Genomic DNA, 20,448 nt, shown 5'->3' with positions numbered 1-20,448 from the left:
AGGCAGATTAACCGTAATGGCAGTATATTATTAATTTCCGACAAATTCTGATATTTTTAGATTTAAATTTAGTACTTAACTAGACTGATTAAACTAATTTGCCAAAAATATTTTTCATAAATGATTTTTATGCCACAAAAAAAAAGTGAGAATATGGTAGGGCAAAAAGCAGAATTAGACGATTATATCGGACAGTTTTTAAATAATCGCTATTTAATCAGAGATTTAATCGGCAAAGGGGGGATGGGGAGAGTTTATTTAGCAGAAGATACTGCTAAAGGTGGTATGCCAATCGCAATCAAAATCTTATCATTTAGTTTGGCGAACCAGCACATGTCCCAACGCTTTGCCAGAGAGATTTTTATTGGGGCTCAATTGGGCCGCAAAAGTAAACATATTGTCCGTATTTTAAATTATGGGTTTACTGACGATAAAACCCCCTATTATGTAATGGAATACCTCCAAGGAAAAAATCTCAAACAAATTCTCAAAATTCAGCCCTTAACAATATCGAAATTTTTGGAGATTTGTAATCAAATTTGTTTAGGCTTACAATGTGCCCATCAAGGTATTAGCCTTAAAGGAGAGATTTATCCCATTGTTCATAGAGATATAAAACCCGAAAATATATTCCTTAGTGAAGATAGTAAAGAAGGAGAAATTGTTAAAATACTCGATTTTGGCATCGCCAAATTTTTAACAGAACGAAGTGGGATGACCCTGACAGATTCTTTTATTGGCAGTTTACCTTACTGTTCTCCAGAACACATGGAAGGGCGCAAATTACTAGATGTGCGCTCTGATATTTACAGTTTGGGAGTACTAATGTTTGAGATGCTAACAGGAAAACATCCATTTCAGACAAAAAGTAACTCCTTTGGTACTTGGTATCAAGCGCATCGCTTTCAAATGCCACCTACAGTTGAAGAAGTGAATCCGCAAGTCAAAATTCCGCAGATATTAGAAAAATTATTGATGAGTTGTTTAGCAAAGGAAGTAAGCGATCGCCCGCAAAATATCAACCAAATATTAGAAGGTTTAGAAAAGGTTAATAGTCAGATTAATGATGCTATTGCTAACAACAATAGTGACATTATTAAAGCCTCACTTCCAATTCAATTAGTACCTGCAACATTTTTGTCAGAACAAGAATGTTTGCAGAAAAATTGGCCTAAGAACAAACCAATTGGCGCAATCGGTTTTCCCCATTTATTACAAACTTCTCAAAGACCTATACCAACTTTTTGGGCAATGTTGCCCAAACAAGAAATTGTAAAATTTTTGAATAAAGTACACAGCACTGAATTTATTAGTAAAATTAATGTATATCCGATGCTATTGTGGGTAACAGTCCTATACGATGCCCAGCCTTCTATGACTAAGTGGCTACCTTATTTTCTAGATTTGAAAGATAATAAAGGGCAAAATATAGCACGTAGTTTAGCAGAGGTTGGCTACTATCATCTACTATTTTTTCCCCTAGAAGAGCCAAACCGTTGCTCTCATGTAACAACCTTAAGTCTCACAGCTAATCAGCGTCAGCAACTTGTAGACTGGTTAGATATGAGTCAACGATCAAATGAATTAATCTTGTCTAATCAAGCTAAAAATCTTCTAAAAACAGAGTACGAAAAATTAAAATTAGACATTTTACAAAAGTTAGCCGCAGATCATAAAGCTGAGAAAGAAGGGTTAAAGAATTGGATGGATAAATTCTTGGAGATATTTTTTAAACTTTTATCGCGTTCTTAAAACTGCATGATTAAAATACTTACCACCATTACTTAATTATATTATTATGTGTGTATTACTAACTTTAAATAGACTCAGCAGCAGAGGTGAATAAAGTGAATCAAAGCCCATTTACATCTCCAAGTAGTACGGGCTTACTTGCCAATCGTTATCAACTGAAGCAATTAATTGGTAGCGGTGGCATGGGTGAAGTTTTCTTAGCAAATGATATTTTGTTAGGAGGTATACCAGTTGCTATCAAGTTTTTAACTCAGACTGTTGTCGATAGCAAGATGCAACAAGACTTTGCTCGTGAAGCTTTAATGAGCGCAGCTTTGAGTCAAAAGAGCTTACACATAGTGCGGGCGTATGATTATGGTGTGAATGAGAAAGGAAAACCATACTACGTGATGGAATATCTATGCGGTAAGAGTTTAAAAGATTTAATTCCGCTATCATTGTCGATGTTTTTGATTCTTTCCCGCCAAATTTGTTTGGGCTTACAGTGTGCCCATCAAGGCATTAATATTGACGGCAAAATTTGTCCGTTGGTTCATAGAGATATTAAGCCTGCTAATATATTAGTTATTCCCGATCCGATATTAGCTCAGTTAGTTAAAATTCTCGATTTTGGGATTGCTAGATTTTTAAATTATGCATCAACAGCTAGTACAAGCAGGGGATTTAATGGCACTTTACCCTACTGTTCTCCAGAACAGTTAGATGGAGAAAAGTTAGACAGTCGATCTGATATTTATAGCCTGGGTGTGATGATGTTTGAAATGCTCACAGGCAAAAAACCTTGGGAACCAGAAACTGATTACTTTGGTGCTTGGTATAAAGCACATCACTTTGAACAACCCAAAACGATCGCAGATGTTAAACCAACTCTGAAAATACCTCAGAAGCTAAATAATTTAATCATGTCTTGTCTTGCAAAAAAATCTTGCGATCGCCCCCAAAATATCGCTCAAATTTTGCAAGTACTAAATAGCTTAGAACAATCTAATTTTACCAGTGTACCAACAAGTTTATCTTCTGATTCCATTCTGAATCGTCCCTTAGATTCTGGATTACCAATCATAGTAGAACAAAGCTGTAGGCAACTTTTGTGGCCTCAAAATAAACCAACCCAAGAAATTGTTTTTCCCCAACTTATAGATACTGCACAAGGATCTATGACAGCACTATGGTTGATGTTGCCTAAACAAGAAATCAAAAATTATGCTCTTTCTACCCGTTACAACCAGTTTATCTTCATGACATCGCCGCACCCAATGCTGTTGTGGGTAACTGTACTCTACAATCGGCAATTGGCTCCTAAGTGGCTACCCTGTTACTTAGATATGCAAAATTCCCAAAATCTTAGGATGGTAACTTTACTGGCTGAAAATGAACACTATCCTTTGATTTTCTTTACTCTGGAAGCACCACATTCCTGCGCCAATGTCCTCAGCAGTCGCATCGAGCCAACTCAGCGACAAATTTTGAAAACCTGGGTGCAACAAACTCATAGCCTACCACCAGCTTCTGTGCCCCAAGTCAGCAAACAGCTATTAAAACAGCAATATAAACAAATGCAATCCCGGATATTGCAGCATTTAGAATCTAAGCCCCAGGTTGTATTATCAAGGTCTATTTAACGGTAAATTCCCACATTGGAGAGACGGGATAAAAATAATTTCTAATTTTCCACTCCAAAATGCTTGACAAGCAGAAAAAAAATAGTGATAATAGCAAAGTTGACCAAACAAGGGACTGTAGTTCAATTGGTTAGAGCACCGCCCTGTCACGGCGGAAGTTGCGGGTTCGAGCCCCGTCAGTCCCGTTCTAAATTTATAAGTAGTGAATCACCGAAGTTCGGTGATTTTTGATTTGGAATTCCCCAAAAGGATTGACCCAGAATTGGGGGTTTGAATATAAGCTACATTTATCATGCTTTGCGAAAGAGAGAATTAACTGTGACTGTCAGAGTCCGTATTGCACCGAGTCCAACCGGAAATTTACACATTGGTACAGCTAGAACGGCTGTATTTAATTGGTTATTTGCCCGTCACCACGGCGGTAAATTTATCTTGCGAATAGAAGATACAGACCTAGAGCGATCGCGTCCCGAATACACCGACAATATTCTTGAAGGGCTACGCTGGCTAGGACTGAACTGGGATGAAGGGCCATTTTTCCAATCCCAACGCCTGGATCTTTATAAAGAAGCAGTACAAAAACTGTTAGAGCAAGGATTAGCCTATCGCTGCTACACCACCAGCGAAGAACTAGAAGCGCTAAGAGAAGCCCAAAAAGCCAGAGGTGAAGCTCCCCGCTATGACAACCGTCACCGCAACCTCACACCAGAACAACGTGCCGCTTATGAAGCAGAAGGTCGTTCTTATGTGATTCGCTTCAAAATCGAAGATGGGCGGGAAATTGTCTGGAATGACCTAGTAAGGGGAAAAATGTCTTGGCGAGGTAGCGATTTAGGTGGTGATATGGTCATCGCCCGCGCCTCAGAAGAGGGTAGCGGTCAACCACTGTATAACTTTGTCGTTGTAGTGGATGACATCGATATGCAAATCACCCATGTCATTCGCGGAGAAGACCACATCGCCAACACCGCCAAGCAAATTTTGCTGTATGAAGCAATGGGTGCAAAAATTCCAGAGTTTTCCCACACACCGCTAATTTTGAACATGGAAGGGCGCAAGCTTTCTAAGCGGGATGGAGTTACTTCTATTTCTGACTTTCAGAAAATGGGCTTTACCTCTGAAGGCTTGGTGAATTACATGACATTGTTGGGTTGGTCGCCACCAGACTCGACGCAAGAAATATTTACTTTAGAAACAGCAGCGAAAGAATTTGGTTTTGAGCGTGTAAATAAAGCGGGTGCAAAATTTGACTGGGATAAGCTGGATTGGTTAAACAGTCAGTATATCCACCATACGCCAGTAGATAAACTCACAGATTTACTCATACCTTTTTGGGAAGCGGCTGGCTATAAATTTGATGGTGGACGTGATCGCGCCTGGTTAGAACAGCTTGTAACTTTAATTAGCCAAAGTTTGACTCGTTTAGTAGATGCAGTAGCTCAAGGTCAACTGTTTTTTAGCGATACAGTTGAATTTAGCGAAGAAGGCAGTACACAATTAAAGCAAGAAGGTTCTACTGCTGTCCTTGAGGCGATTGTTACAGCTTTAGAAAATCAGCCGCAACTGTCAGAAGCCGCCGCCCAGGAGATTATCAAACAAGTGGTGAAAGAGCAAAAAGTCAAAAAAGGCTTAGTAATGCGATCGCTCCGAGCAGCCTTAACTGGAGATGTTCATGGCCCCGACTTGATCCAATCTTGGTTACTACTAAATCAGATTGGTTTAGACAAGTCGCGCTTGAGTAGGGCAATAACAGAAGCTAAGTAGCGATTACTTCCAGATTTTAGAAATATTTCAGATTTTAGGGGCGCACAAATGTGTGCCCTTATCCATAAGGTAGAGCAACTATAAGAACAAAAAATCATTGACTAATTACTAATGAATTATCCCCAATTTCAAATCTAAAATAGTAGTCAATTCTCCCCACATTGGGAACTTGGTGTGTAAAATTCATGTCTTCAAAACCACTTAGAAGCGAACGTAATTACAATGCCGACAAAAGCGCTCAATAGAGGGATGAGATTATCGTTGATGATAGTTACGCTCTTCATCACATCGACAGTTAACGCTGTGACTGATGCTCAGGAAGCGCCAACGATATTTGGAGATGTAACTATTAGTCCCCAGTTTTCGCCAGACCCCCTGACAGTTCGCGGGATGAGTGGTGGTTCAATATCTGGGAGTAAAGTAGGTGGGAGAACTGAAACAGTCACTGGCCCTTGTACTGGATTTGTTGATGAAACACCAGACCACACATTAGCGTTAACAGGTAAATTCGACTACCTAAAGTTGCAAGTCCAAAGTCCTGAAGACACCACCATAATTATCAAGGGGCCAGGTGGTACTTGGTGTAATGACGATTTTGATGGCAAAAATGCCGGCATTGTTGGTGAATGGCTGGCTGGAAGTTACCAAGTTTGGGTTGGTTCCTACGAAAAAGGTAAATATCTTCCTTACACTCTCAAAATTACAGAAGTTAAGTAGGGAATTGGGAATTGGGCATCCCTTCGGCTCCGCTCAGGGCAAGTGGGCATTGGGCATGAAGAAGAGACAAGGGAGACAAAGAAGAGGGGGGAGACAAGAGAGAGACTTGTTCAATTGTTCAATAATTCCCCCTTGTCCCCCCCTGCTCCCTGCCTCCCCTGCTCACTCATTTCCCCTATGTCACTGGTTGGAACAACATGAGCTTGCATTCCGTTGCGCTCTCTTTTCTGGTGCGATTTTGTATTAAAATTAAGTTAACTTTGATTAAGATTCTTGTTGGCATCGCCATAATGCTCTAATTGCCTTATGACAGTGCATATAAGAGGTCAAATTAAACAAAATGGATTTATAAACATCCGTTTAACAGCTTAAAGTGACAGAGTAATGAACACTAAGTTACTAGAGCTGATGAATTGTAGAGGCATCTAGAGGCAAATTAAGATGAAATTCTCTTGGAAAGTCGTAGTACTCTGGACATTGCCGGCTTTGGTAATTGGCTTTTTCTTCTGGCAAGGGGCCTTTGCAGGCGCTCCTACTGATATGAGCAAGAATGCAGCCAATACCCGCATGACTTATGGTCGCTTTCTAGAATACTTGGACGGCGATCGCGTCAGCAGTGTGGATCTGTACGAAGGCGGTAGGACAGCTATTATCGAAGCCCGCGATCCAGATATCGAAAATCGCGTCCAAAGGTGGCGGGTAGATTTGCCTGTTAACGCACCTGAGTTAATTAGCAAGCTCAAAGAAAAAGATATTAGTTTTGATGCTCACCCCATGCGGAATGATGGCGCAATCTGGGGATTGTTGGGCAATCTCATATTTCCAGTTTTATTGATTACTGGGTTATTCTTTTTGTTCCGGCGTTCTAGCAACCTCCCCGGCGGCCCAGGTCAAGCAATGAACTTTGGCAAATCCAAGGCGCGTTTCCAAATGGAAGCAAAAACTGGAGTCAAATTTGATGACGTAGCTGGGATTGAAGAAGCTAAAGAAGAACTGCAAGAAGTCGTCACTTTCTTGAAGCAGCCAGAAAGATTTACTGCTGTAGGCGCACGAATTCCCAAGGGAGTGCTGTTAGTTGGGCCTCCTGGAACTGGTAAAACTTTATTAGCAAAAGCGATCGCAGGCGAAGCAGGCGTACCTTTCTTCAGTATTTCCGGTTCGGAATTTGTAGAAATGTTCGTTGGTGTGGGTGCATCCCGTGTCCGCGATTTGTTCAAAAAAGCCAAAGACAACGCCCCCTGCATCATCTTCATCGATGAAATCGACGCAGTAGGACGGCAACGGGGCGCTGGTATCGGTGGCGGTAACGACGAGAGAGAGCAAACCCTCAACCAGCTGCTCACTGAAATGGACGGGTTTGAAGGTAACACAGGCATCATTATTATTGCTGCTACCAACCGTCCCGACGTACTAGACTCAGCCTTGTTACGTCCTGGTCGCTTTGACCGCCAAGTAACAGTTGATGCACCCGATATTAAAGGGCGTTTGGAAATCTTGCAAGTCCATTCACGCAACAAGAAACTAGACGCTAGTGTATCCTTGGATGCGATCGCTCGCCGCACTCCTGGATTCACTGGTGCTGATTTAGCTAACTTACTCAACGAAGCAGCAATTCTCACTGCGAGAAGACGCAAAGAAGCTATCACCCTTCGCGAAATTGATGACGCGGTGGATCGGGTAGTTGCGGGGATGGAAGGTACTCCTTTGGTGGATAGCAAGAGCAAGCGCTTAATTGCATACCATGAAATTGGACACGCTTTAGTTGGCACTTTATTAAAAGACCATGACCCAGTGCAGAAAGTTACCTTAATCCCACGGGGACAAGCACAAGGTTTAACTTGGTTTACTCCCAACGAAGAACAAGGATTAATTTCTCGTTCTCAGTTGAAAGCCAGGATTACTGGTGCTTTGGGTGGTCGTGCCGCCGAAGAGGTGATTTTTGGGGCTGCGGAAGTGACAACTGGTGCTGGTGGAGACTTGCAACAGTTATCGGGAATGGCACGGCAGATGGTGACTCGTTTCGGGATGTCCGACTTAGGGCCACTGTCGTTGGAAAGCCAGCAGGGTGAAGTGTTCTTGGGTCGTGACTGGACAACTCGATCTGAGTATTCCGAATCCATCGCTTCCCGCATTGATGGACAAGTTCGAGCGATCGTGGAAGAATGCTACGAAAACGCCAAGAAGATTGTCCGTGACCATCGCACTGTCACCGATCGCTTAGTCGATTTGCTCATCGAAAAAGAAACCATTGACGGCGAAGAATTCCGCCAAATTGTGGCTGAGTACGCTGAAGTTCCTGAGAAACAACAGTACGTACCCCAACTGTAGTAAGTGACTTATTTCCAGCTTTTTGTTTGGGAATGAGAAAAAAGTAAAAAATTAAATGAGGATGGTATGTATCATCCTCATTTTTTATGTGAAATTTTGTAGTTTATGAAATAAGAAAACTTCAAATTGCGTCATGCTAAGTAAAAATCTCTAGTATGTACAGAAGAATAAATGCCTGACCAATCCTCCCCCAACAACGATCCACCAAGTCAAGAAGGAAATTTAGCACAGCAATTGCCACCCCAGAACCAAGTTGCAGCGCCTATTTTCACTAATTGGCTAGAGGTTCTATCTTTTCTCTTAAGAACTAAACATGGTTTGCTCCTTATAAGTATCTTGATTATCGTTGTGGGAGCAATTGTATCATTTAGTCTTTACATTACCCGTCCTGACCAAATTGAAATTACAACAAAGGCTGGTAATATCACCCTCAAGAGAGGGAATAAACAGGATGCAATTCTCTTGTTGAACCCTGTTGGAGGGAAAAATACTCCCTGGGTTAGCACGGGAATTATGGTTAAAGCTAACGATAAGGTAACAATTACAGCAAGCGGACGTGTGAATACTTCATTAAAGAGAGTTGTTAAAGCGGCACAGACAGATGAAAAACTGGAATCACCTTGGGTTAGTCCAGAAGGAAGTGATCCTGATGAGGATCTTCCAAGAGATCGAATCAAATCTACAGTTATGCCAAGCGCAAATGGTGCTTACTATGGATACGGAATGCTGATAGCAGCAATAAAAGATTCAACAAAACAAATAAAAAATATAGAAAACATTGGTGAAAATAAAGAGTTTACTATTAAAACTGATGGTGAATTAGTTCTTACAGTAAATGACATTTGGTTGTCGAGTGATATGAAGGATGTCTATGCTCCACCATTCAATGATGATAATTTTCGATACTATCTCAGTCTAGCTGCTTTGAAGAGCGAAGACTCCAATTCTTGGTCGGAAAAGATGAAACGTGAAAAGGCTCATCAGGAATATCAGAATCGACTAAGAGCTTGGAATTACATCGCCGACAATAAAAACTGTAATGTTTGGTATAACGACAATATTGGTGCTTTTTCAGTTTCTGTAAGCGGGAATAAATGATAGATTTATGATAACTTTAATAATCCGATTTACATGAGTTCAATCGTAATATTAATCTGTTGCCTTGATTGAAGTATTAGACAAATTTTAGCAGTCAGCAGATTAAAAATCTAAAATTGCTAACATAGGTATTATATATAAATATCTAACCACTTTTTATTTGCAGCAAATGAATAGTAAAACTAAATTATTGACTTTTGCCACCTTCACTCTTGCTCTTTCATCTTTAAGTGTTGGAACGGTTATGGCAAAAGCGAAATTAATCAATCAGGCAAAACTGTTTATCAATGGAATCGGTACAGTACGAGTTGGGATGACTGTTTCCCAAGCAGCGAAGGCTGCTGGGATTAAGCTAGTGGGCGATTCACCGAATAACAGTTGCTACTACGTTAAGCCACAAAACCAACCCAAAAATCTTTCGTTCATGGTTACAGAAGGTCGCATTTCTAGAGTCGATGTCCGAGAAAATAACCAGATTACTACACTCAAAGGTGCAAAAATTGGCGACACTGAAGCGCAAATTAAGTCTCTTTACCCAGGACAAATTAAAGTTACACCTCATAAATACGTCCAAGGCGGGCACTACTTGACATTTATTCCGAAAGACCGTGCTGACCAAAACTATCGTGTGGTATTCGAGACTGATGGTAAGCGTGTCACTCAGTTTCGGTCAGGTAAACTACCGGAAGTTGAATTTGTTGAGGGCTGTTCTTGATCTGAGATATCATCAAACTCACTTCTGATGGCTTGTCGGCAATTTTTGTTTAGGGATAGTTAGTACTTTGTCAAGCTGTAGCAGTCCTAAATCATTCGTGAAATTCTTTTTCCTCTCCTTCTTCTTTTTCTTCGCGTCTATGCGCCCTTCTCTAATGAGACGCTGCGCGTAGCTTGCTTTGACCTAGGAGTATGCGGTTCATTAAAAAAAGTATTTTTCACAACTCATTTAGCATTTCTATAGTAATGAAAAGTTTGTAGTAAGCACTAAAGTCCTTACTACGAACTTGCTTACCCATCAATTGAAACTTGACAGATTAGTACACACCATCCCCATTTTTATCTTTCCACTTCATCTATTGCCTTGGGAACTCCCGCAGTTAACACCTCATGTCCATCAGGTGTAACTAACACATCATCCTCAATCCGAATACCAATACCAACCCATCGAGGATCGGTCTGTGGCTGGTCTTCTGCTAGTTTGGTGTCAGGCACAATATATAGTCCCGGTTCCACCGTCAAAATTTGACCTGGTTGTAAAATCTGCGGTTTATCTTCACCGTGCTGGTAAACTCCCACATCATGGACATCCAAACCTAACCAATGACTGGTGCGATGCATATAATATGGCTTATATTTCTCTTCTTCAATTAACTTATCAATTTCACCTTTGAGAATGCCAAGTTCAACTAAACCTTCCGTGATAACGCGCACTGCTGTATCGTGAACTAATTTGAAGGGATTACCTGGTTTAATTTGAGCGATCGCTTGTTTTTGCGCTTCTAGTACAATCTCATACAGTGTCTTTTGCTCTGACGTAAATTTACCCCCAACAGGAAATGTCCGCGTAATATCCGAGTTGTAATAACCGTAAGCACAACCGGCATCAATTAGCAGTAATTCTCCATCCTGCATTTGACGATTATTTTCAATGTAATGCAGTACACAAGCATTCACCCCAGAAGCCACAATCGAAGGATAAGCTGGCCCCATTCCACCCCGGACTCGAAATATCCGTTCCATCTCCGCTTGAATTTCATACTCATAACGTCCGGGTGCAGCAATTTCTTGTGCATAATTGTGTGCTTCGACTGCGATCGCAACGGCTTGACGCATTAACCCCAACTCAGCTTCACTTTTAATTAGTCTCATGCTGTTGAGGACAGGCCCAGTATCTTCAATAGCGATCGGCCCAGTACCGCGTTTAGGATAAGTCCGCAGTAAACTTTGGTAATGTCGTAGGATTTGGTCATTGAAAGTGCGATCGCGTCCTAAGTGATAGTAAAGGCGGCTGGCTTTTTCCAAATACTGCGGCAACTTTTCATCTAACTCGCTAATGGGGTACGCTTCATCAGCACCATAAATTTCCTTGGCTGCATCTACCCCAGAAAGATAACCAGTCCATACTTCCTTTTCGCGATCCTTCGGTTGGACAAACAGCACAAACCGATGTTCTGAATGATGCGGTGCTAACACTGCTACTGCTTGTGGTTCATTAAAACCAGTCAGGTAGAAGAAATCACTGTCTTGGCGATAAACATACTCGACATCGTTGTGCATCACTGCCATTGGCGCACTGCGAAAAATGGCTGTACCATCACCAATTTTTGCCATTAACTGCTCACGACGCTGCCGATATTCTGCTTGCATAGCTGATGTATGTATTAAATTATTGTGTTATTTTACACTTTTGGCAACTGGCGACTACACAGTTTATGCTTCTTGCTAGTTGCTAATCTAAGTTATTCTAACCAATATTTGTTTCCCCTCAAGTCATAAATCATTCGATAATAATTAATTGTCTTGAAAAATTCATATTTTTTAACTTTTAAATAACTCAAAAATCTTATTTTTATCGAATATTTTAGAATATTCATTAAAATCGCTTTTTAAGTGTTTATTTTATATAAATTATGGTATTCCGTAAATTCAACAACACACCAAGAAAATATGTCCACTCAACCGACAACAAAAAAAGCGATCGCTTACGTAACCAATAAAGATGAATTAATGGTGTTTAGACATACTGATTTTCCTGAAGCTGGCGTGCAAGTACCTGCTGGTACAGTTGAAGAGAGCGAGGAGCCATCTGAAGCTGTACTGCGAGAAATTTATGAAGAATCTGGTGTTAAAGGAGTTCGTATTATTGAGTTATTGGGTATTTATCAATACAATATGGCTCCATATCGCGACGAAATTCAAGAACGTTATGTTTATCATCTGGAATTAACTGAGCCTACACCATCTACTTGGCAATATTGGGAAATGCATTCAAATATTAGCAAAAACTCTATAGCTTTTGATTTTTATTGGGTTAAGTTAGATGGCTCAGATTTAGGTCTAGCTGGCGGTCAGGGTTATTTTTTATCTAAGCTTGCTCACAAGATAAAAAAGAATGGGAATTCAGCCCATAATTGAAAAAGCATCAAGAAAATGAAGGCAGTATTACATGAATTAGGACTGCTATAACGATTGCTTCTCTATTAACGTATTTAGAAGTTTGTAAAAAACATGGTGTAGATATAGGAATCCGATTTGATTTATGAAAAAATCTAAGTATGTATAGGGTATGTTATCGCGTAGCATCACGTACCAGAGTCTTCAGATGGTGTGTTAGCCAGAGACATAACGCACCCTACGTATATTTCCAAAAACAAATATAAGTACTATATTTGTTTTTTGATTGATTCACTCTATAGATAATAATCGGGCTGATTTACAGATAAATCAGAATATAGGACTTCGACAAGGATTCAATATTTTTTATATAAAAGCTTTAATGGAAAAACGTTTTAGTTTCAGTATACTTGTTACAAGCTAAGTTGGATTTATATGTACATAGATTACAGTAGAATATTTGATAATTGCTTGTATAAGACTTGAAAGTTTATTTAAAATAATTTAAAACAAACATACATTTATCTTCAAAGACTGACATTTATCAAAAATAAATAGTTATAAAGAAATATTGAAAACCTAGCAAATGTTATTTGGTTACAGAAAAGTATTTCCAAAAAAAGTTAAAAAAATATAACAACCAATCATAAAAATACACCATGTCTGGAAATACAAATTCCTCACCTTTATCTTTGAATACAACTGGATGGGCATCAGACTCTTTCAAAAAATCAGAAATATTGACATCTTCTCTTGAAAATATAGATTCTAATTTGGGATTTGGGAATAAGAGTTCCTCACTAGCAATACAAACTGAACCAGCAACCCAGCCTGTCAAAACGTCATCAAATCCCAATCCTAATCCTTACCTAACCAGTGCAGCCATTACTCCTGATTTCAACGGTGATGGCAAAACAGATAAAGTTTGGGTCGATTCTACAACCGGTGAGATTATCATTCGGTTGATGGATGGCACAAAAGTTCTTGAACAGGGTTCTCTGGGTCAATTTGACCTATCCGCCTATGATTACAAGATTGCTGACTTTAACGGTGATGGCAAAACCGACTTCTTATTACGCAATAAGACAACCGGTGAGAACAGCATTGTGTTGATGGATGGCACAAAAGTTGCTAATGCAGCTTCTTTAAGCAGCGTAGACCCAGCATGGAGTCCTCAGATTGGGGATTTTAACGGCGATCGCAAAACCGATATCTTCTGGCATAATGCTACAACCGGTGAAAACGCTATTTGGGAGATGGATGGCACCACAGTTGTGAATGCAACTGTTCTAGACACTACAGACACAGCTCTAACTCCTACCATTGTTGATTTCGATGGCAATGGCAAGAGCGATATTTTCTGGCGCAATGCGACAACTGGCGATAACAGCGCTTGGTTTATGGATGGTGCCCAAAAGACTGAATTTGCGCTGCAATCCCAAGATGCAGCCTGGACTGCTAGCCTTGGTGATTTCAACGGTGACTATAAGACTGACATTCTGTGGAGAAACGCTCAAACCGGTGAAAACAAGGTTTGGACGATGAATGGTATCTTAGTCACAGAAGGCGCTTTAGGAACACTTGATTCATCCTGGACTTCCAAAATTGGCGATTTCAACGGTGATGGCAAGACCGATATCTTCTGGCACAATGGAACCACAGGTGCGAACACCGCTTGGTTGATGGATGGTACAACAGTTTCGACTGAAGCTTTCTTACCAGCTAATAACGCGGCCTTGACACCATCCCTTGGTGACTTCAACGGCGACGGTAAGACCGATATCTACTGGCGCGATCAGACCGCAGGTTCAGACAACATTTGGACTATAGATGGAACAACAGCCGTTGAGAATCCTATCGGCGATGCAGATAAGCTTGGCCCACAGTGGTATACGTTCTAAAAACTAGGAGTTATGAGTAGAGACGCGATTAATCGCGTCTCTACAGGAGTTAGGAATTATTTTTCCTCATCTCCTCCTGCTCCCTTATCAGAAAAATGGGTCTAAAACCCTGTGCTTCACGCAATGCTTTAAAGTAATAAGTAAGGAGTAATGAGTAATGAGTGGATGAAAAACGGGTATTTACTCATTACTTATTACTTATTACTCATTACTCCAGAATCACCAACCATTCACGGCGGTGAGGATGTCAACCCCTCATTTCCTGCTCCTCAAAACTTATAAGTCAAAACCTGAATTTCCCCCTTTTCTGGCAATTTACCGGGGCTAATGGAAATACTATCTCCATTGCTACGCCGCACTGTCGTACCTTGCATTAAGGTCAAAAAATCATCAAGTGGTGAAATATCGCACTTAGCAGCATCAGCCGCCTGTGTCCGGTAATGAGTTGGAATCACCAGCTTGGGATTTAATACTTGAATAGCCTGCTTTGCTTCTTGAGCATTGTAGGCTTTTGCACTGCCTCCCACTGGAATGAATAGTACATCGGGTCGTCCCATCAAGATTTTTTGCTCAATGGAAATGGGTGCAGAGGCTCCCCCTAAGTGTAAGATATTAATCCCGCCTTGCTTCCAACTCCAAGCAGTATTTGAGCCAAATTGCTTACCACCTTTGCGATCGTGGTCTATGGCAATTCCTTGGAACTTAATACCTTTAAACTCATAAACTCCTGGTTCGTAGATGAGTTTTGCATTTCCCGGTAGTACGTCTACCGCACCTTCATCCAGTAATTGACTACTAATCAGTACCAAATCTGCTGCAACTTTTGGCAGTCGATATTTAGCAGTACAGCCAACCGTCCGAAATGGATTGACGAGAATTTTCGCACCACCACCAGTAAAAAGAAAGCAAGTATGACCCAACCACTGAACTGATAAACCGCTAGATTGTGCGTCAGCTTGAGATTTAGAACCCAAGGTAGTAACTAAAGCTGTGGCCAACCCCGCCCCAGCATAGCCCATCAACTGTCGTCGTTTCATTAATTATGCTCTTGACTGTAACTGTTCGAGAAAATTTCGTAATAACTGTTTTCCTGAAGATGTCAGGACACTCTCTGGGTGAAACTGGACACCCTGAATGTGAGGATAGTTCCGGTGTCGCACTCCCATGATGGTGTTATCTTCAACCCAAGCGGTGATTTCTAACACATCTGGGCAAGTCTCACGTTCGATTACCAAACTATGATACCTAGTGGCGATGAAAGGATTTTCTAATCCCCGAAAAACCCCCACCCCAGTGTGAGATACCTGAGAGGTTTTGCCATGCATCAACTCTGGAGCAGGAATTATTTTACCACCGAATACTTGACCGATGCTTTGATGTCCCAAACAGACACCTAAAATTGGCAAATCTTGTCCTAGCTGTTCAATCAATTCTAAGGATATACCCGCATCTTCCGGGCGGCCAGGCCCAGGAGAAATAACTACGGCTTCCGGCTTTAATGCCAGAATCTCATCTATGGATATCTTGTCGTTACGAAAAACTTTAATATCATTTGCTACTGAGAACTCTGCTGTTAATTCTCCCAGATATTGCACTAAATTATATGTAAAACTGTCGTAATTGTCGATAACTATAATCAAAGCTCATCACTCCTGGTTTTTAGCTCTCATCAGATTACTGATAATATATTGTTCGCTAGATATAAAAATAACGCTAACGTAGACACATAAATATGAAGCGGCTACTTTATAACAAGCCACTTCTTAAATTCTTAGTTAACGCGATGTGCAACTTATTCTGTCACAAGACCATCGAACTGTAATGGTTCCAAACCAAATAAACGATTTAACCAGACACAAACAGTGTGAGCCAATAGTTTGCGATTTAAACGACTCGTCAAATGCCACATATCTCTGGCCCAGACTTTTTCGATATTAAAGCGATGCCTGCGGCGAGCTACGCTAACGCTAAGTTGTCCAATTACTGTTTCAATTAGGCGACGGACAGTTTGAAGTAGCTTTACCCAATATGCAGGACAGTCGTCTTGCATATTGGAACGTAGGGGTGTTTGTAAATCGATGCCATAGCGTGCTAGTTCCTGGCGGAGAGTGGTACTTATGTATCATTTGTCACCTATTACCAACCCCTGAATCAAGGTCACGATATCCCAGATCGCTTCCCGTTCATCTCCCGAAGCAGAGGTTAATGTAAAGCTTGTAATCACCCCAGAGGCGCTAATGAGTAAGTGACCATGAAATCCGTAATATGTTTCCTTTTTTGCGGCACAGTAACCGTAGTTAGCAACTCCAGGAAAGCTACGACAACCACGAGCACGAGTAAAGCAACATAACGGTATCGGAATCCCGTCAATAATGTGTGTATTATCACTGAAAGCACCAAGTTCTATTGCTAAGGCTTGTTGTAGTTCTTGCTTGTACTGCCATAGGTTTGCAGCTTGTCGTACAAAGGTTGAACGGCTTTTCATCTGGGGAAACATTGAGAACCAATGACGGCGAAAGTATTGCCAAATACCTTTGTCCGTATCGATACCTTGAAACTCTGCCACAATTTCCATTGTAATCACTTCACTATCACTTAAAGATGGCTGAAATCCTCGACTACCCATAGGTTTACCATTGGTCACTTCCTTTAATAGATCATCCACACAGCAAAACACTGCTGTGATCAAGTCTTCCATAGATAACATTTGTTCCACCCTGGCAAGAGATAACAATCACAATCTCTCGGTTAAGCATAGGGTGGGACTTTTATCTTTGGAAAGAAAGTTGCACATCGCGTTAGTTTCTTAATAATGTCTTCTGCACAGTGAATTGGGTAGAGTGCGATCCTCTTACCAAATCACTTGGCGATACCTGGGTTGGGCTACGCCTACGCAAATCATATTTACAAAGCGGATATAATTAACCTTACCAGAGGAGGGAGCAATAGCGTACCAGCTACCAGCACCGCTACCAAAGCAGAGACAAGAACTGCACCAGCTGCACAATCTTTAGCGATTTTTGCCAATTCATGATATGTCTGCTTAACGGTTAAGTCCACAAGAGACTCGATCGCTGTATTTAGTAACTCTAATGCCAAAACTAAACCACTAGTTATACCAATTACCGCTATTTCCACAGCTTGCAGGTGCAAAAATACGCTGAAACCGATAGCCATTGCACAAACGCTTACGTGGATGCGAAAATTACGTTGAGTTTGAAAACTATAGCTGATTCCAGCCCAGGCATATTTAAAACTAACAAATAAATTAGAGGCTACTTTCCAGGAAAATTCCCGTTCGTTAGACACCAGTGTTTGTAACGAGGTAGGCGTTGGTGATGAAGAAATTTTTGGGGACATAGACTTAAAAATACAAAAATAGAGTTGCTACAGTGGGAATATTCGCCGATCTTAATGGCAGAATTAACTTTGAGGCAATCTTTAAGCAAATTTGCACAGAAGTATTATAAAAGTATTACCCAAAATTAACATTAAAAACACATAACTACTGCTATTCCATGTCAATAGCAATACCTATTTCGTTCAGCAATCTTACTTGCTGTTTTAACATTCGTCCCAAACTTTCTTCATCAGGATGATCCCAGCCCAACAGGTGTAATAAACCGTGAGATGCTAACCAAGCTAGTTCAGTTGGTAAGCTATGTTCCTGCTGTTTAGCTTGACGATGTGCTGTATCTAAAGACACGATAATATCACCTAAGTATAATGGTACAGATGCAAGCATTTCTTTGCTTTGCGGAAAATTCACTTCTAAAGCAGCAAAAGCTAAAACGTCTGTAGGCTTATTTTGTTGACGATACTGAGCATTCAGTTCTTGAATTTGCAAGTCATCTGTCAAACGCAGTCCAATTTCATAACTTGGCGCTGGCGGAATTTGAGGGTGAAGTATTTCCAACCAGTGATTAAACCAATTTTCCCAAGTTTCAGGAGGAATTCGCGTATCCGTATCCTCAATTTTTACAGATGTTGTTAGGGACAAATCGTAAAAAGAATCCTCCACATATAATTCAACGCTCAGGGGCACATAGTCTCCTTGTCTGAGGTTTGTTGTTAGGACTGTCCTTTGTCATTGGTCATCTTTCGTTTGGAAGATAAATAACTAATGACTAATGACTAATGACAACCCTCACCAGTTGCGTAATAGCTTAGTGAGTTAAGTAAGCAAGACCGACAAGGAGAGCTAAAAGCCCTACAGCAGTCAACGCAAAATGCTTCAGGGAGGTTGCACCCTTCCGCACCATGTTTCGCATGGCGAGTTTTACGTAGCTAGGTTGAGGTTCTGTTGAAGGAGAGTTGCTCATATTTATTTGTCTACAGACTCTTTTATAACTGTAACATTTGGTCTGGGATAGGATGGCAATCGCTTGCATATTACTCAGAAATTTCTCTGAAAACGTACCAATCTAAAATCCTCAAAAATTAAAAGTGCTAAGTAATGTTAAAAAATCATTACCTAGCACTTGCAAATAATCCCAAATTATGAGTCAGGGTTTTCTACTAATTTGTTTTCTTGGCGCAAATAAGCTTGAATGAATGGGTCAAGTTCGCCATTCATTACATCGCCAATAGCCGTTGTTTCTGTACTTGTACGTAAGTCTTTCACCATTTGGTAAGGGTGGAAGACATAGTTACGTATTTGGTTCCCCCAGGAGGCCTCCACCATATCGCCACGAATTTCGGCAATTTCTTGGGCGCGTTGTTCCTTGGCGATGACCAAAAGTTTTGCTTTGAGGCGATTTAGGGCTTTCTCTTTATTTTGCAATTGCGATCGCTCTTCTGTACAGCGCACAGCAAGACCCGTAGGAATATGAACAATCCGCACCGCAGTTTCTACTTTGTTGACGTTTTGCCCACCTTTACCACCAGAACGAGTTGTGGTGATTTCCAAATCCTTGTCTGGAATGTCTAATTGCACAGAGTTATCAATCTGCGGCATCACCTCTACCCCTGCAAAACTGGTTTGTCGCTTGCCGTTGGCATTAAAAGGTGAAATCCGCACTAAGCGATGTGTACCCATTTCTGAACGCAAGTAACCATAAGCATAGCGACCAGTAATTTCTAGGGTTGCCGATTTAATTCCGGCTTCATCACCCTCCGACTCTTCAGCTAAAGTTACTTTATAGCCGTGAGCTTCGCCCCAACGGGTGTACATCCGCATCAGCATAAATGCCCAATCTTGAGCATCTGTGCCACCAGCACCAGCACTAATTGTCAGTACAGCACCTTCCACATCATAGGGTCCGGAAAGTAACTGTTGTAACTCCCATTGGTCAAGGTCACGATTCAGTTTGGTGATGGTAGATTCCGCTTCTTGGAGTAGTGCCTCATCGGTTTCTAACTCCAACAACTCAACAACTGCCCTAGTATCTTCCAGATTAGTGTGCCAGCGATCGTATTGCTGGAGGTGGGCTTTCAGGTCGTTGAGTTCTTGCAGCGTTTGTTGGGCTTGGGTTTGATCATTCCAAAATTCTGGCTGCGCTGATATTTTTTCGAGGTCTTGAATTTTTGCTGTCAGTGCAGGTACGTCAAAGATAGTCCTGGGTTTTACCCAGGCGGCTAGACAACGTTTCGATTTCGCGTTTGAGTTCTAAAACTTCCATAGTGCTTGTTGAATGATAGATAGAGCGCTTTGGATTCGGAAAGTTGCTCTTTATTTTACTGACATTTATTAATTTTAGCTTTACTTGGGCAATTTCACTCCGCACGACTTATATTAAGTTACAAAAGTTACTTGAAATTATCAAGTGCTTCTTTGTCCTCTGAAGTAGTGTGATTTAGCTGTTGCAGATAGGCTTTGATAAACAGATCGATTTTACCGTTCAAAACCTCTATCGCCGCAGGTGTTTCTACATTGCTACGTAGATCTTTCACCTTGGTGTAAGGATGCAAGATATATTCACGGATGAGCTTGCTGGATAGAGATTTTATCAGTCGAGGTTGAATTTTATCAAGCTGGACATTTTGGGCTAGTGGTAGGCGTAGCCAGCCGTAGGCATCGCAAACAATTTACTCTTGAGAATAGCTAAGGCTTTCTCTTTATTTTTTATTAGACTACGCTCCTCGTTACAAAATACACTAATTCCAGTAGGAATATGAACCATCCGCACCCATACTTCTGAGCAGGGTAAGAGCAT

At 41.0% G+C, this 20,448-nt stretch carries 19 protein-coding genes, 1 tRNA gene and 1 pseudogene; 11 read left to right on the top strand and 10 right to left on the bottom strand.

Going from position 1 to position 20,448, the window contains the following annotated elements; genetic code table 11:
• Positions 1 to 120 precede the first annotated feature (120 nt).
• The 8 genes from FBB35_RS16905 (at position 121) to FBB35_RS16870 (ending at position 9,996) form a co-directional block, all read left to right on the top strand.
• Positions 121 to 1,752 (top strand): serine/threonine-protein kinase, encoded by a 1,632-nt coding sequence (locus FBB35_RS16905; RefSeq protein ID WP_254625587.1) that lies wholly within the window; start codon positions 121 to 123, stop codon positions 1,750 to 1,752.
• Between the two features lie 95 nt (positions 1,753 to 1,847).
• Positions 1,848 to 3,374, top strand: a complete 1,527-nt coding sequence (locus tag FBB35_RS16900) for a serine/threonine-protein kinase (RefSeq protein WP_174710622.1) — start codon at positions 1,848 to 1,850, stop codon at positions 3,372 to 3,374.
• Between the two features lie 111 nt (positions 3,375 to 3,485).
• Positions 3,486 to 3,559, top strand: a tRNA-Asp gene (locus FBB35_RS16895).
• 133 nt (positions 3,560 to 3,692) lie between these two features.
• Positions 3,693 to 5,138, top strand: coding sequence for a glutamate--tRNA ligase (gltX, locus tag FBB35_RS16890; RefSeq protein ID WP_174710621.1), 1,446 nt, complete (start codon positions 3,693 to 3,695; stop codon positions 5,136 to 5,138).
• 222 nt (positions 5,139 to 5,360) lie between these two features.
• On the top strand, positions 5,361 to 5,855 hold the full coding sequence (locus tag FBB35_RS16885; RefSeq protein ID WP_174710620.1) for a hypothetical protein: 495 nt from the start codon (positions 5,361 to 5,363) through the stop codon (positions 5,853 to 5,855).
• 441 nt (positions 5,856 to 6,296) lie between these two features.
• Positions 6,297 to 8,183, top strand: coding sequence for an ATP-dependent zinc metalloprotease FtsH2 (ftsH2, locus tag FBB35_RS16880; protein WP_174710619.1), 1,887 nt, complete (start codon positions 6,297 to 6,299; stop codon positions 8,181 to 8,183).
• A 171-nt stretch (positions 8,184 to 8,354) separates the two neighbouring features.
• Positions 8,355 to 9,281, top strand: coding sequence for a hypothetical protein (locus tag FBB35_RS16875; RefSeq protein WP_174710618.1), 927 nt, complete (start codon positions 8,355 to 8,357; stop codon positions 9,279 to 9,281).
• Positions 9,282 to 9,450: 169 nt separating this feature from the next.
• Positions 9,451 to 9,996: a hypothetical protein gene (locus FBB35_RS16870; protein ID WP_174710617.1), complete on the top strand. Its 546-nt coding sequence runs from the start codon at positions 9,451 to 9,453 to the stop codon at positions 9,994 to 9,996.
• A 338-nt stretch (positions 9,997 to 10,334) separates the two neighbouring features.
• Here FBB35_RS16870 and FBB35_RS16865 read toward each other — a convergent pair whose 3' ends face one another.
• Positions 10,335 to 11,645: an aminopeptidase P N-terminal domain-containing protein gene (locus tag FBB35_RS16865; RefSeq protein ID WP_174710616.1), complete on the bottom strand. Its 1,311-nt coding sequence runs from the start codon at positions 11,643 to 11,645 to the stop codon at positions 10,335 to 10,337.
• A gap of 300 nt (positions 11,646 to 11,945) precedes the next feature.
• On the opposite strand from FBB35_RS16865, the gene FBB35_RS16860 reads away from it, so the two are divergent.
• The 3 genes from FBB35_RS16860 (at position 11,946) to FBB35_RS35485 (ending at position 14,575) form a co-directional block, all read left to right on the top strand.
• On the top strand, positions 11,946 to 12,413 hold the full coding sequence (locus FBB35_RS16860; RefSeq protein ID WP_174710615.1) for an NUDIX domain-containing protein: 468 nt from the start codon (positions 11,946 to 11,948) through the stop codon (positions 12,411 to 12,413).
• 638 nt (positions 12,414 to 13,051) lie between these two features.
• Complete coding sequence (locus FBB35_RS16855; protein ID WP_174710614.1) at positions 13,052 to 14,293, top strand: VCBS repeat-containing protein; 1,242 nt, start codon at positions 13,052 to 13,054, stop codon at positions 14,291 to 14,293.
• Positions 14,294 to 14,443: 150 nt separating this feature from the next.
• Positions 14,444 to 14,575, top strand: coding sequence for a hypothetical protein (locus tag FBB35_RS35485; RefSeq protein ID WP_302480910.1), 132 nt, complete (start codon positions 14,444 to 14,446; stop codon positions 14,573 to 14,575).
• On the opposite strand, the gene FBB35_RS16850 is transcribed toward FBB35_RS35485, so the two are convergent.
• The 9 genes and pseudogenes from FBB35_RS16850 to FBB35_RS16810 form a co-directional block, all read right to left on the bottom strand.
• A complete protein-coding gene (locus tag FBB35_RS16850) occupies positions 14,563 to 15,330 on the bottom strand; it encodes an MBL fold metallo-hydrolase (RefSeq protein WP_174710613.1) in 768 nt (255 codons plus the stop codon). The genes FBB35_RS35485 and FBB35_RS16850 overlap by 13 nt on opposite strands.
• A 3-nt stretch (positions 15,331 to 15,333) precedes the next feature.
• Positions 15,334 to 15,933 carry an aminodeoxychorismate/anthranilate synthase component II gene (locus FBB35_RS16845; RefSeq protein ID WP_174710612.1) on the bottom strand — a complete coding sequence of 200 codons (600 nt, stop codon included), beginning with the start codon at positions 15,931 to 15,933 and terminating at the stop codon, positions 15,334 to 15,336.
• Between the two features lie 152 nt (positions 15,934 to 16,085).
• Positions 16,086 to 17,000, bottom strand: a pseudogene (locus FBB35_RS16840) (IS982 family transposase).
• Positions 17,001 to 17,197: 197 nt separating this feature from the next.
• Positions 17,198 to 17,653, bottom strand: a complete 456-nt coding sequence (locus tag FBB35_RS16835; protein WP_174710611.1) for a diacylglycerol kinase family protein — start codon at positions 17,651 to 17,653, stop codon at positions 17,198 to 17,200.
• A 151-nt stretch (positions 17,654 to 17,804) separates the two neighbouring features.
• Complete coding sequence (ybeY, locus tag FBB35_RS16830; protein ID WP_174713673.1) at positions 17,805 to 18,332, bottom strand: rRNA maturation RNase YbeY; 528 nt, start codon at positions 18,330 to 18,332, stop codon at positions 17,805 to 17,807.
• Between the two features lie 127 nt (positions 18,333 to 18,459).
• Positions 18,460 to 18,615: a DUF3285 domain-containing protein gene (locus tag FBB35_RS16825; RefSeq protein ID WP_012408076.1), complete on the bottom strand. Its 156-nt coding sequence runs from the start codon at positions 18,613 to 18,615 to the stop codon at positions 18,460 to 18,462.
• A 176-nt stretch (positions 18,616 to 18,791) separates the two neighbouring features.
• Positions 18,792 to 19,914, bottom strand: a protein-coding gene (gene prfB, locus FBB35_RS16820; protein ID WP_174710610.1) for a peptide chain release factor 2 whose coding sequence is annotated in 2 segments (ribosomal slippage) — positions 18,792 to 19,841 and positions 19,843 to 19,914 — 1,122 coding nt in all. Because the reading frame shifts where the segments join, the coding sequence is not laid out codon by codon here.
• Positions 19,915 to 20,041: 127 nt separating this feature from the next.
• Positions 20,042 to 20,185 (bottom strand): hypothetical protein, encoded by a 144-nt coding sequence (locus FBB35_RS16815; protein ID WP_174710609.1) that lies wholly within the window; start codon positions 20,183 to 20,185, stop codon positions 20,042 to 20,044.
• 95 nt (positions 20,186 to 20,280) lie between these two features.
• On the bottom strand, positions 20,281 to 20,448 hold the full coding sequence (locus FBB35_RS16810; RefSeq protein WP_174710608.1) for a peptide chain release factor-like protein: 168 nt from the start codon (positions 20,446 to 20,448) through the stop codon (positions 20,281 to 20,283).

The sequence above is a fragment of the Nostoc sp. TCL240-02 genome (genome assembly GCF_013343235.1).
In the GTDB taxonomy this organism is placed as follows: domain Bacteria; phylum Cyanobacteriota; class Cyanobacteriia; order Cyanobacteriales; family Nostocaceae; genus Nostoc.
The sequence above is the reverse complement of the archived record's forward strand: the minus strand, read 5'-3'. Positions and strand labels throughout refer to the sequence as shown.

Coding starts and splice junctions, on each gene's coding strand:
- FBB35_RS16870 (WP_174710617.1), top strand. CDS start 9,451: ATGAATAGTAAAACTAAATTATTGACTTTTGCCACCTTCACTCTTGCT.
- FBB35_RS16850 (WP_174710613.1), bottom strand. CDS start 15,330: ATGAAACGACGACAGTTGATGGGCTATGCTGGGGCGGGGTTGGCCACA.
- FBB35_RS16905 (WP_254625587.1), top strand. CDS start 121: ATGATTTTTATGCCACAAAAAAAAAGTGAGAATATGGTAGGGCAAAAA.
- FBB35_RS16810 (WP_174710608.1), bottom strand. CDS start 20,448: ATGCTCTTACCCTGCTCAGAAGTATGGGTGCGGATGGTTCATATTCCT.
- FBB35_RS16885 (WP_174710620.1), top strand. CDS start 5,361: ATGCCGACAAAAGCGCTCAATAGAGGGATGAGATTATCGTTGATGATA.
- FBB35_RS16835 (WP_174710611.1), bottom strand. CDS start 17,653: ATGTCCCCAAAAATTTCTTCATCACCAACGCCTACCTCGTTACAAACA.
- FBB35_RS16860 (WP_174710615.1), top strand. CDS start 11,946: ATGTCCACTCAACCGACAACAAAAAAAGCGATCGCTTACGTAACCAAT.
- FBB35_RS16875 (WP_174710618.1), top strand. CDS start 8,355: ATGCCTGACCAATCCTCCCCCAACAACGATCCACCAAGTCAAGAAGGA.
- ftsH2 (WP_174710619.1), top strand. CDS start 6,297: ATGAAATTCTCTTGGAAAGTCGTAGTACTCTGGACATTGCCGGCTTTG.
- FBB35_RS16865 (WP_174710616.1), bottom strand. CDS start 11,645: ATGCAAGCAGAATATCGGCAGCGTCGTGAGCAGTTAATGGCAAAAATT.
- FBB35_RS16855 (WP_174710614.1), top strand. CDS start 13,052: ATGTCTGGAAATACAAATTCCTCACCTTTATCTTTGAATACAACTGGA.
- FBB35_RS16825 (WP_012408076.1), bottom strand. CDS start 18,615: ATGAGCAACTCTCCTTCAACAGAACCTCAACCTAGCTACGTAAAACTC.
- FBB35_RS35485 (WP_302480910.1), top strand. CDS start 14,444: ATGAGTAATGAGTGGATGAAAAACGGGTATTTACTCATTACTTATTAC.